An 11,962-nucleotide genomic window follows, 5' to 3' on the forward strand; every position below is an offset into this window, starting at 1 on the left:
GGAACGCGCCGTTCCAGGATTCTCTTGTTTGCAGGTGATTCAGACGATGGCAAAACCGCGCCGCACTACAAAGCAACAATCGAAACAGTCCGGGGGTACCTTTCTCGGTGTCGTGCTGGGCCTGATTGTCGGTCTCGCGATCGCGGTGGTCGTGGCGCTCTACATCACGCGCTCGCCCACGCCGTTCGTCTCGAAGGTCGCGCCACCCGCGGCCTCCGACGCCAGCCAGAGCGAGCAATACGATCCGAACCGCGTGCTGCAGGGCAAGACGCCGGGCCAGCCGGTGCCGCCGCAGGCCGCGCAAAGCACGCCGCCGAACACGGCGCCGGGCCAGACCACGAACCAGTCGCAGTCCTCGGGCATGCTGGAAGAGCCGCAGATCGTAGAAGTGCCGCCGGCGGGCTCCACCGACAACGGCACGGGCAATGCCGCCAATAACGCGACCGGCAACAACGCCAGCGCCAATAACGGCGTCGCGGTCGCGCCCCGGCCCTCGACCGGCAACAGCGCCACGGCCGCAGCGCCGAAGCCGCAGGCGCCGAGCGCCCCCGCGCAGCAGCTCGCCAACAACCAGCCGCAGAAGGCGCCCAACGCCATCCCCGCGCCTAGCGCGAGCAGCCTCAAGCCCGCGCAGCCCGGCGCGCCCTCGGCCGCCGAAGCCAACACGGGCTACTTCCTGCAGGTGGGCGCGTACAAAACCTCGGCCGACGCCGAGCAGCAGCGCGCGCGTCTCGCGTTCCAGGGCTTCGAGTCGAAGGTGACGCAGCGCGACGCAGGCGGGATCACGTATTACCGCGTGCGCATCGGGCCGTTCTCGAAATTCGACGACATGAACTCGACCCGCCAGCGTCTGTCTGACGCCGGTATCGACACCGCCGTCATCCGCTTCACGAAGCAGTAAGCGCCGCTCTCACCGCGCCGCGGGCCAGGTCCGGCTCGCAGCGCGAGTCCGCAAGGCCAGAACGCAACATCGGAACGCAACATCAGGATGTAACCGCACCACGCGCGAGCGCGCCCCTGACGTGCTCGCCGCTCATTGCCCAGGCCGGACGCCGCCGGCCCCGTACATTGGAATAACACGCTATGAAACGACTTCTCGGAACGCTTGTGGTCTCGCTCTCGATGCTGGCCGGCGCGGCCCAAGCCTCACCCGCCGCGCCGGTCGCCGGCAAGGACTACACGGTCCTCAAGGCGGTCCAGCCGCTCGACGTGCCCGCGGGCAAGATCGAGGTCATCGAGTTCATGTGGTACGGCTGCCCGCACTGCAACGAGTTCGACCCGTACCTCGAAGACTGGATCAAGAAGCAAGGCCCGGACGTCGTGTTCAAGCGCGTGCCGGTGGCGTTCCGCGACGACTTCATCCCGCATTCGAAGATGTACTACGCGCTCGAGGCGCTCGGCCTCGCGAACAAGCTCACGCCGGCCGTGTTCCATGAGATTCACGTGAACAAGGACTATCTGCTCACGCCGGAAGCCCAGGTCAAGTTCCTCTCGACGCAGGGCGTCGATCCGAAGAAGTACATGGACGCGTACAACTCGTTCTCGACGCAGAGCGACCTGCAGCGCGACAAGGCCATGATCGACGCGTACAAGATCGACGGCGTGCCGACCATCGCCATCCAGGGCAAGTACGAGACGGGTCCGGCCGCGACCAACAGCCTGCCGGGCACGCTCCAGGTGATGGACTTCATCGTCTCGCAGATCCGCGCCAAGAAGATGTGAGCCCGCGCGCCGGTATGACACCGCCTCTGAAGGTCTTCATCACCGGCGCGTCGAGCGGCATCGGCGCGGCGCTCGCCGCCGAATACGCGCGGCGCGGCGCCATCCTCGGACTCGTCGCGCGCCGCGCCGACGCGCTCGAGGCCCTCGTCGAGAGCCTGCGCCAATCCCATCCGCAGTCCTCCGTCTCCCTCTACTGCGCCGACGTGCGCGACGCCGATGCGCTCGCGGCCGCCGCGCACGCCTTCATCGCCGGGCACGGCCTGCCCGACGTGGTGATCGCCAACGCCGGCGTGAGCCGCGGCGCGCTCACGGGCCACGGCGACCTCGCCACGTTCCGCGACGTGATGGACACCAACTACTTCGGCATGGTCGCCACCTTCGAGCCGTTCGCCGAGGCGATGGCGCAGGCGCGGCGCGGCACGCTCGTGGGCATCGCGAGCGTGGCCGGCGTGCGCGGGCTGCCCGGCTCGGGCGCCTATAGTGCCTCGAAGGCGGCGGCGTTCGCGTACCTGGAGTCGTTGCGCGTGGAGATGCGGCCGTTCAAGGTGAGCGTCGTGACGATCGCGCCCGGCTACATCCGCACGCCCATGACGGCGAAGAACCCGTATCGCATGCCGTTCCTCATGGACGCCAGCCGCTTCGCCGCCAAGTCCGCCGACGCCATCGCGCGCGGCACGGCCTTCGCGGTGTTTCCGTGGCCGATGCGCGTGGTCGCGGCGCTGCTCGGAGCGCTGCCTCGCTGGCTCTACGATCGCGCGTTCGAGCGCGCGCCGCGCAAGCCGCGCACCGCCCAGCATTGATACGCCGCGGTCGAGCGTCGTTGATCGTCCGCGCTTGATCCGCCCGCATTGATCCGCCCCGGCGCACCGCCCGCGCGCCCCTGCCTGCCCCCTCTCGCACCTTCGGGGGCCCCCACCGCTGCGGGCCCCCGATCGCACCCTCATATGGGTATGCCGATTATGTTGTTGTCTGCACAATGTCCCTTCGATAAGCTTGGCCGGCTATAAGTCCCAACCAGGCCAAACGGAGACCCCATGCGCTTCCTCTCGCCCGCTCCCGTGCTCGCCGCTGCGCTTGGCGCGGCGCTCGCCTGCGCGGCCCTGCCCGCGCTCGCGAAACCGCTCACGGTGTGCACGGAATCGAGCCCGGACGGCTTCGACGTCGTGCAGTTCAACTCGCTCGTGACCACCAACGCATCCGCCGACGTGATCTTCAACCCGCTCGTCGCCTACGACGAAGCGCAGAAGAAAGTCGTGCCCGCGCTCGCGCAGTCGTGGGACGTGAGCGCCGACGGCCTGACCTACACGTTCCATCTGCGTCCGAACGTGCAGTTCCAGACCACCGAATGGTTCAAGCCCACGCGGCCGCTCAATGCCGACGACGTCGTCTTCACCTTCGAGCGCATGCTCGACGACAACAATCCGTGGCACAAGGTGGCGGGCGCGAGCGGCTTCCCGCACGCGCAGTCGATGGGGCTGCCCAAGCTCATCAAGTCGATCACGAAGGTCGACGCGAACACGGTGAAGTTCGAGCTCAACGAGCCGAACGCCACCTTCCTGCCGATCCTCACGATGGGCTTCGCGTCGATCTACTCGGCCGAGTACGCTGACCAGTTGCTCAAGGCCGGCAAACAGATCGACCTGAACGCGAAGCCCGTGGGCACCGGCCCGTTCGTGCTCAAGAGCTACACGAAGGACGCCGTGATCCGCTACGACGTCAATCCCACGTACTGGGGGCCCAAGCCCAAGGTGGACCGCCTGATCTACGCGATCACGCCCGACGCCACGGTGCGCGCGCAAAAGGTGAAGGCCGGCGAATGCCAGATCGCGCTCTCGCCCAAGCCCCAGGACGTGGCCGACGCGAAGACGGACAAGGCGCTCAAGATCGTGCAGACGCCCGCGTTCATGACGGCCTTCATCGCGCTCAACACGCAGAAGAAGCCGCTCGATAACCAGAAGGTGCGCCAGGCGCTGAACATGGCGTTCGACCGCACGACCTGGCTCAAGACCGTGTTCGACAACACCGCGACGCCCGCGACCAATCCGTGGCCGCCCATCACCTGGGGCTACGACAAATCGATCCAGCCGTATCCGCACGACATCGCGAAGGCGAAGCAACTGCTCGCCGAGGCGGGCTTCCCCAACGGCTTCGCGACGACGATCTGGGTGCGCCCGAACGGCAGCGTCCTGAATCCGAACCCGCGCGTGGGCGCGGAGCTGCTGCAGGCCGACTTCGCGAAGATCGGCGTGAAGGCCGACATCAAGGTGATCGAATGGGGCGAGCTCATCAAGGAAGCGAAGCAGGGCCAGCACGACACGCTGTTCATGGGCTGGGCCGGCGACAATGGCGACCCCGACAATTACCTCTCGCCGCTCTTTAGCTGCAACGCGGTGAAGTCGGGCATCAACTTCGCGCGCTTTTGCGATCCGCAGCTCGACAAGCTGATCGCCGACGGCAAGGAAACCGCCGATCAAGCCAGGCGCGCGAAGGACTACGAGGCCGCGCAGAAGATCATCCACGAAGAGGCGCTGTGGATTCCGATCGGCTATCCCACGGCCACGGCCATCACGCGCACGAACGTGAGCGGCTATCAGGTGAGCCCGTTCGGGCGGCAAAACTTCGGCAGTGTTTCGGTGCAGTAGTTTGGCGAGGTAGGTTTGGTGCGGTAATCGGGCGGCCGCGCGGAAACCGTTTCCCGCGCGGGCCGCATTTTGCCGAGCTGTCACCAGATCGTCTTGACGTGTTTATAGGCGCGAATTTTCTCGTCACGCGTCACCAGAGGAACGGCGAGCTTGCGTGCCGTCGCCACGATCATCCGGTCGGCTGGGTCTTTGTGGAACGTGCCCGGCAGCGCGACCGACTTCATGCCGATCTCGACATCGACGGGCAAAAAGCGCACGGCCTCGATTGCCGATACGGTGGCAAGCCAGCTTTCCACGTCCATGGAAAGCACCAGCCTTTCGCGCTCCACCAGCATCGCAATCTCCCAGGCCGAAATGGCGGACACCACAATTTGTCCGCCGTCCAGCTCCTGCTCGATCGCTTTTCTTGCTTTTTTGCTCAGTTCGTCGTCGCCGTTTGCCCACCAGATGAGAGCGTGCGTGTCGAGGACGATCATCGAGCGGCCTCCCATTCGACGTCGACAGGCTCGGTGGGATTGCTGTAGCGAACCACCGAGCCGCGCAGCACGTCGAGAGGACTGCGCACATTCTCCTGGTATGGCCGAACCTCCAATGCAGGCTTGCCGTGATCCGTCACGATCACGCTTTCGCCCGATGCCTCTACCTGGCGGAAATACTCAAGCGCCTTAGCCTTGAATTCGGACTTCGAAACCTGGATGCCTTCCATTTCACCTCCCATAGTCATATGACCATAGTCATTACTATAGAGCGGGATGGCTGTCAAACCAAGTGCTTTCCGATGCTGCGGCAGATCCATCCGCCGGCGCACGTCCGCGGCTTTTTCACATCTCACGGCAACAGAGGCGTGCCCTTCACGAAGCGCTTGAGCGCATCGGCGGCATGCAGCCACCACGGCATGCCCACGCGCCGGCGCGCACGCCACGCGTGATCGTGCAGCGCCACGGCCTGCCACGCCTGCGCATGCGTGCGAAAGCGCGGCACACCGAAGGTCTCCGGCGCCTCGAACAGATCGAAATACGCGCGCCGGTAGTGCTCGACGAGCGTCCGTTCGTCGTAGTGCGTCTCCATCCAGCGGCGCGAGGCCAGCCCGATCTCGTCACGTAGACGCTTGTCCGCGAGCAGCGCGCGCAGCACGGGCTCCGCTTCCTCTAGCCGCACGTCCACCCAGGGCAGCTCCACCGCGCCCGTCATGGCGCGCAGTTGCGCCTGCACGCGCGCGTCGAGGTGCCCGATGGTGGGCTTGCCCTGCGCCAGCGATTCGAGTCCGCTCAGGTGATAGTTGCCCGTCACGCATTCGTCGACGGCCAGCGCCGCGCGCTGCTTCAGCCGCAAGCACGCATCGTGCGGCGTGTTCGTGATCGTCTGCACGCGGCACAGGCCGCGCCGTTCGAGACGGCGCAGCAGCGCGAGCGTCTGCGGCGCGCCCTTGGTCTCCCAGCGCGTCTTCCAGGCGCTTCGGCTGCCGCTCGGCGCATAGACGACGATGGGCGGACCGTCGTCGGCCTCGGGCGCGGGCAGATAGCGCGCGTCGTGGATCGGCACGAGGTTCGGCACCACGCGCGCGAGCGGATAGTAGCGCTCGGGCCCCTGCGCGATCACGAGCTGCGGCAGCGGATCGGTAACGATGCGCGTGAGCAGGCCCGGGTCCCCCTTCGCCCAGAGCGCGGGCGCGGAGTGGTATTGCCGGATGAGCTTGCGCGCGCCGAAGCGGCGCGGCAGATCGGCGCCGAAGGTCTCGTCGAACGAGAAGTGCTGATGCAGGTGAATGACGTCGGCGGCATCGATGGCGGCCAGCGCTTCGTCGCGCTGCGTGCGCCAGTCGATATCGACCGCGAACGTGCGCGCGCCATAGGCCGATGCGTCGAACACGACGTGGCGCGCCTCGATGTCGGTGTGCCGGTTCAGCGCCGCGACGATGTTGCCGGGGCTGCCCGCCACCGGTGTGTTCGAGATGTGGACGACGCGCATGATGACGTGACGACGGGAACGTTTGCGCGACGCTTAGACGAGCGCGGGCGTTGAAGTTGTCATCGCGGCTGGTATAGAACCAGCCGCGAATCCCGCCGTGGATGCGAGCCCCGATGCAGGCACCGACTCCCCCACGCACGCCGCCGCTCGCACGAGCGTCTGCCACGGCATCTTCGCAAAGATGTCTTCGCCAAGCGCGCTTGCCATCGAGAGATTGCGCACGTCCACGCCGCGGCTAGCCAGCAGCGCCGAGGCATGGCGAAACGACGGCTCGATGAAGTCGTGGAAATTCTCGTCGAGATAGCTCGGCTGCATGTGCGACGCCGCCTGCTCGTAGAAGCGCGGCGTGCGCTTCGTGTCGGTGAGATCGAGGCCGTGCAGATAAAGGCGCCGGAAGCCGAGCGCGGCGAGCACCTGCAGGCCCGTATAGGCGACCGTGCGGCCGTCGAAGACGCCGCGCCGCAAGTCGAGGCTGAAGCCGAGCGGCTGGGGCGCGTCGAACACCGCCAGCGTGCGCGCGTCGTAGGTCGCGCGCAAGTCGCGCGTGCGCGGTGCGCGGCGGCCGGCGGGAAACAGCATGTCGTCGATGAGAAACACGCGGCAGCGCAGACGCTCGAGCCCGATGCGCTCGGCGATGTGCCAGAGCACGAGCGGCGTGGCGAACAGCGTGAGCGGCTCGCGAATCACGCGCTCGACGAGATCGGGCCGGCTGCGCACGAAGCCCGTGTCGACGATGCAGTAGTAATCGAAGCGCACGCCCTGGCGCTCGGTGAGCGCAATGGCGCCGTTCACGCCGAGCACGCGCCGCATATGCAGCGCGCGATAGTCGACGAGATTCACGGAGGGGCCGGTGGCGATCAGGTGGCATTCGTGCCCGGCATCGTGCAAGTCGGGCATCAGCGGCATCTGGGCGTTCACGCACGCGAGACGATGTCCGCGTATCGACATGCCGGTGAGCCGCCCCGCTTCGTCGCGCTCGAGGCCCACGCCATGCGCGAGGCGCTCGTTGTGCCGCCATGCGCGCGAATGCGTGTAGCGGTAGAGCAGCTTGAAAAACGTATTGCCGGCACGCCGAACCGGCCATTTCGATGCATGCGCATCGTGTTCCGCCTCGACGACTGCACATGACGGGCGGATGGCGTTGCCTTCGGAAGCCATCGCTGAACCTTGCAAGGTAGCGAAGCCCGAGCTTCGCGACACGGTAAAGCGCGAGTCTACGGCGCTAACTCGTTACACAGGTTACAGAATCTGCAATTTTGTATTACCGATACTTACAGGACGGACCTTGGTGTCCCCATCAAGCCCACGTTACGGCTGCCGGAAATACGCAACATGTTGCGTCCGCTCCCGACGTATCGATTTTTTCACGACGTGATATGAATCCGCGTTTTGCCCTTGTTTTCAAGGGCCTTTCGCTGGCAGGCAATGGCCTTCGACCCTGCAGCGCAGCCGCGCCGACTCGCGATACCGAGACGATTGTTGCAGTTTCGTAATTCGCGGCGACGCGGCCCGAACTAGATTGGAGGCGTCCATTCAACGAGCCAAGGAGACTCGAATGAACGCGAAACTCATTGCCGCACTGGGTGCGGGTGCAACGATTCTCGCCGTCTCGCAGACCGCGATGGCCGGCGTCTCCGTGGGACTCGCCGTTGGCGTACCGGCGCCGGTCTACGCCGCTCCCGCGCCGGTTTATGCGGCGCCGGCCTATGTCGGCTGGCACGACGACCGCGGCTGGGGCGAGCGCCGTTGGGAAGAGCGCCGCTGGCACGATCATCATTGGGGCCGCGACCGCCGCTGGGGCGATCACGGTGGCGATTACGGCTATCGCCGCTGGTGAGCGCGCGGGGGAACGGCCGGGCGGGCCGCCGCCCGCTCAGGCCATGATGTGCGCGCCGCCGTCGATATAGACCGTGTTGCCGGTCAGGCGGCGCGCGTAGCGCGTCGCGAGATAGGCCGTCGCGTAGCCGACGTCCATGATGTCGACGAGCTCGCCTAGCGGCGCGCGCTCGACCGCTTCGGAAAGCATGCGGTCGAAATCGGGCAGACCCGACGCGGCGCGCGTCTTGAGCGGTCCCGGCGAGATCGCATGCACGCGGATGCCGAGCGGCCCGAGTTCATAGGCGAGATAGCGGCACGACGCTTCGAGCGCCGCCTTCACCGGTCCCATCAGGTTGTAGTTCGGCACGACGCGGTTCGCGCCGTCGTAGCTCATCGCGAACAGCGTGCCGCCGCGCGGCATGAGCGGCGCGGCGCGCTTGGCCATGCGGATGAACGAGTGGCACGAGACGTCCATCGCATAGGCGAAGCCCTGCGCCGACGATTCGAGCAGGCCGCCCTGCAGATCGGCCTTCGGCGCATAGGCGATGGAATGCAGCGCGATGTCGAGCGAGCCCCATCGCTCGCGCACGGCAGCGAAGACGGCGTCGAGCTGCGCGTCGTCCTCGACGTTGAGGGGCAGCAGCAGCGTCGCACCGAGCTCGTTCGCGAGCGGCTCGACAAAGGGCTTGGCCTTGTCGTTGAGGTAGGTGAGCGCGAGCTCGGCGCCAAGCTCGGAGAATGCGCGCGCGCAACCCCAGGCAATCGATTCGGCGTTGGCCACGCCCGTCACGAGGGCGCGCATGCCGGCGAGCGGCCGGTCCGGAGGGGTCTGCATGGATTGCCTCGATGCGGTGTCGTGGTTCGATTCGGGGTCGCGCATTATTTGCCCGCCTTACTTGCCTGCGGCGGGCGACGCACGGCGGCGCGCCGCTGCCGGACGGGCGCTGCGCGTCGCGGAAGACGCGCTCGCGGCGGCGCGGGCACGCCGGGCGGGAGGCGTCTTCGCCGCTGCCTTCGCTTCCGGAGCGTCGGCGACATGCGCCGTTGCGGTGGCGTCCGCCTTTGCCTTCGCGGGCGGTCGGGCCGCACGCCTCGGCTTCACGGCCGGCGCGGCTTCGGCAGCCGCCGCCTTGGCGGAAGGCTTCGTCGTCTTCGCGGCGGCCTGCACCGGCAAGGCCTGCGCCGGCGCCTGCGCTTCGCTTGCCGCAGCGGCGCTCCGCGCGCTGCCCGACGCTTCGCCCGCTGCGCTGGCCGAACCCGCAGCCGAGCCCGTTTCCGCCCGACCGCCCGCATTGCCCGAGCCACCCGCCTCACCCGCGCTGCCCCCGCCCGGCGGCGGCGGCAACGGCGCCTTCTCGCTGCCCGGCTCGACGCCCAGCACGCGCTGGACCTCGGCGAAGCGCTCCGCCCGCTCGCCTTCGAGCGGCGCATAGGCCGTCGCGACCTGATACACCACCGAAAGCAGCAAGCGGCGCGTGCGCGCGTCGGGCACCAGGCCCGGCAGCGCCTCGATGGCCGCGCGCGCGTCGAGCTGCACGATCGCGCCCTGGCGGCGCGCCGACTCCTTGAGCTCGGCGATGCTCGGCTGGCGATCGCCCATGTACTCGCGCGCGAGCTCGCGCATGCGCTGGAACGGGCGATATTGCACCACGTGCATCTCGTCGGCGAGATAAGCCATGATGCGCATGAACGCGTCGACGAGCGTGCCCTTGTAGAGGTGCTCGCGCGCGGCGCGCAGGCGTTGCTGCGCGAGTTCCTTGCGCAGCGCCGTGAGCGGCGGCGCGATCGGGTCGAGCGGCGTATTGGGCGCGACGCCCACCCACGCCTGCACCCAGGGCGCCGTGTAGACGCTGTAGAAAGAACGCTCGACCCACGCATCGCGCGCGTCGCGGTATGCGTCCCACGCGCCCTCGATGCTCGCCGAGACCTGCCTCTCGATCAGCGTGAACGGATTGTCGGGCGCGGCCGGCACGCGATGCGCACGCACCGCGTGCGCCACGGCGGGCAGCACGCCGAGCGCCGGATTCGCGTCGCTGAACACGCTGCGCTCCACGCGCGAAGGATGCGCCTCGCGCAGCAGATGCGCCGAAAGCGCGTTGCTCGACGCGCGCACGAACGGCGAGACATAGAGGTCGTAGAGCCGCTGATTGTTCTCCGCGAAGCGGCGCACCACTTCGAACGGCTGCTCGTCGTCGCGGCCGTCGTCGAGCGCGAGAATGTCGTCGATGGTGCGGCGCTCGAAGCGGATCTCGTAGCGCCCTTCGAGCGCTTCGAGACGCCCGGCTTCGGGCGTGGAGTCGGTGATCTTCGCTTCGTAGAGGCCCGGCGGCAGCACGTCGATCATATCGAGCGCCGAAAATAGTTCGGTGTGCTCCTTATTCGCCACGCTCGCCGAAACAAAGATGCCCAGGTGCCCCACCTTGTCGTGCAGGCAATAGACGATCACCTGCTCGTTCGCGACGATCTCGTCCACGCTCGCGTAGAGATCGGGAATCCAGTTGAGCGCCTGCTGCGGCGGCGTGATGTTGTCGCCCCACGAGGCGAGCACGATGATCGGCGTGCGGATGTTGCGCAGGTCCACGGGCGCGCGCGCGTGCTTCGCGTAGACCTCGTTGCGCGTGAGGTGATTGCCGACGAACAGGTTCTGCACGATCCAGTCGATCTCGGCGCGGTTGAGCTGGAAGTGGCCGCCCCACCAGCGCTCGAACTCGAGAAAGCGCTCGCGCTCCGTATCGACCTTCGCATAGAGGTTGTAGAGCTTGCCCCAGAACGTGTTGGACGGGTTGAGGTTTTCGAAATTCGTGACGAGATGCGCGCCGTCGAAGTGGCCGTCGCCGAGATCGGCCGCGAGCGACGACATCCACGAGCCGCCCAGCATGCCGCCCGAGTAGCGCATGGGATTCTTGCCGCGCACGCCGGCCCAGTACGAGAGCGGCGAGCCCGCGAGCATGAGCGGCCCGACCAGCGAGGGCGCCGACGCCGCGAGCAGCGCCGCGGCCCAGCCGCCCTGGCAGTTGCCGATCACGAACGGCAGGCCGTCCGCGTCGGGGTGCAGCTCGCGCACCTTCTGCAGGAACACGGCTTCCGCCTCGCCGACCGACTGGATCGTCTGCGTTTCGGTCGGCACCGGGAAGAAGGTCACGAAGTAGCACGGGTGGCCCTTGCGCAGCGCGATGCCCACCTCGCTGTCCATCTTGAAGCCGGCGATGCCGGGGCCGTGTCCCGCGCGCGGATCGATCACGACGAACGGGCGCATGCGCGCGTCGGTCTGCACGCCCGCCTCGGGCTTGATGCGCAGGAGCGCGTAGTTGCACGGGTCCTTGAGCTCGCGCCCATCGGCGATCACTTCGTAGTCGAACGTGAGCACCGGCGGCATGCCGGCCTTCTCGTGCATGTAGGTCTGGTTGCCGCGCTCGCGCAGCACGTCGAGGAACAGCACGCTGCGCTGCCAGGCGTCGAACAGATATTCGAACAGCGGCTGGATCGCGGCGGGCGCCGCCTTGGGCAGCGCGGGAAGCGCGGGCATGGACGCCGTCGCCGAGGACTCGCGCGTCACGGCCGATTCGGCGAAGGCGCCGGAGAGGGGCTGAAACGGCTGCGGGAACGGCTTAAAAGCCTCGAAAGGCTGGAAAGGCTGAAAAGCCTCCAAAGCCTGAAACGGCCAGAGGGGCCAGTACGGAGCGCTGGCCGGCGTGGTAGCCGAAGTCGACGAGGAATCGGACGAGAGCGCGGGCGAGAAGGCGGATACTGCCACGAGACGGATCTCCTTTAACGGGGCGCGCGCGGCCGCGCGCAAAGCGAGGCCGCGCGGC

The 11,962-nt window shown here is 67.4% G+C and carries 11 protein-coding genes; 5 read left to right on the forward strand and 6 right to left on the reverse strand.

Annotated features, from left to right (window positions below):
- Positions 1–46 precede the first annotated feature (46 nt).
- From U5775_RS15655 to U5775_RS15670, 4 genes are all read left to right on the forward strand, one after another.
- Positions 47–901, forward strand: a complete 855-nt coding sequence (locus tag U5775_RS15655) for an SPOR domain-containing protein (RefSeq protein WP_322059019.1) — start codon at positions 47–49, stop codon at positions 899–901.
- A gap of 182 nt (positions 902–1,083) precedes the next feature.
- Positions 1,084–1,722, forward strand: coding sequence for a thiol:disulfide interchange protein DsbA/DsbL (locus tag U5775_RS15660; protein ID WP_322059020.1), 639 nt, complete (start codon positions 1,084–1,086; stop codon positions 1,720–1,722).
- A gap of 14 nt (positions 1,723–1,736) precedes the next feature.
- Positions 1,737–2,522: an SDR family oxidoreductase gene (locus tag U5775_RS15665; RefSeq protein WP_322059021.1), complete on the forward strand. Its 786-nt coding sequence runs from the start codon at positions 1,737–1,739 to the stop codon at positions 2,520–2,522.
- A 234-nt stretch (positions 2,523–2,756) separates the two neighbouring features.
- The gene (locus U5775_RS15670; RefSeq protein WP_322059022.1) at positions 2,757–4,364 is read left to right on the forward strand and encodes an ABC transporter substrate-binding protein; all 1,608 of its coding nucleotides are present in this window, start codon (positions 2,757–2,759) and stop codon (positions 4,362–4,364) included.
- Positions 4,365–4,444: 80 nt separating this feature from the next.
- Here U5775_RS15670 and U5775_RS15675 read toward each other — a convergent pair whose 3' ends face one another.
- The 4 genes from U5775_RS15675 to U5775_RS15690 all read right to left on the reverse strand — a co-directional run bounded on the left by U5775_RS15675 (position 4,445) and on the right by U5775_RS15690 (position 7,490).
- The gene (locus tag U5775_RS15675) at positions 4,445–4,840 is read right to left on the reverse strand and encodes a type II toxin-antitoxin system VapC family toxin (protein ID WP_322059023.1); all 396 of its coding nucleotides are present in this window, start codon (positions 4,838–4,840) and stop codon (positions 4,445–4,447) included.
- Positions 4,837–5,070 (reverse strand): type II toxin-antitoxin system prevent-host-death family antitoxin, encoded by a 234-nt coding sequence (locus U5775_RS15680; RefSeq protein WP_322059083.1) that lies wholly within the window; start codon positions 5,068–5,070, stop codon positions 4,837–4,839. The genes U5775_RS15675 and U5775_RS15680 overlap by 4 nt, the downstream gene beginning before the upstream one ends.
- A 122-nt stretch (positions 5,071–5,192) precedes the next feature.
- The gene (locus U5775_RS15685; RefSeq protein WP_322059024.1) at positions 5,193–6,332 is read right to left on the reverse strand and encodes a hypothetical protein; all 1,140 of its coding nucleotides are present in this window, start codon (positions 6,330–6,332) and stop codon (positions 5,193–5,195) included.
- A 33-nt stretch (positions 6,333–6,365) separates the two neighbouring features.
- On the reverse strand, positions 6,366–7,490 hold the full coding sequence (locus tag U5775_RS15690) for a hypothetical protein (RefSeq protein WP_322059025.1): 1,125 nt from the start codon (positions 7,488–7,490) through the stop codon (positions 6,366–6,368).
- A gap of 397 nt (positions 7,491–7,887) precedes the next feature.
- Here U5775_RS15690 and U5775_RS15695 point away from each other — a divergent pair, with 397 nt between their 5' ends.
- Positions 7,888–8,169, forward strand: a complete 282-nt coding sequence (locus U5775_RS15695) for a hypothetical protein (protein WP_322059026.1) — start codon at positions 7,888–7,890, stop codon at positions 8,167–8,169.
- 36 nt (positions 8,170–8,205) lie between these two features.
- Here the strand turns inward: U5775_RS15695 and fabI are convergent, their stop codons facing one another.
- Positions 8,206–8,985: an enoyl-ACP reductase FabI gene (gene fabI / locus U5775_RS15700; protein WP_322059027.1), complete on the reverse strand. Its 780-nt coding sequence runs from the start codon at positions 8,983–8,985 to the stop codon at positions 8,206–8,208.
- Positions 8,986–9,042: 57 nt separating this feature from the next.
- Positions 9,043–11,676: a DUF3141 domain-containing protein gene (locus tag U5775_RS15705; RefSeq protein WP_415913589.1), complete on the reverse strand. Its 2,634-nt coding sequence runs from the start codon at positions 11,674–11,676 to the stop codon at positions 9,043–9,045.
- Between the last annotated feature and the right edge of the window lie 286 nt (positions 11,677–11,962).

The sequence above is a fragment of the Paraburkholderia sp. J63 genome (assembly GCF_905220245.1).
Lineage (GTDB): Bacteria > Pseudomonadota > Gammaproteobacteria > Burkholderiales > Burkholderiaceae > Paraburkholderia.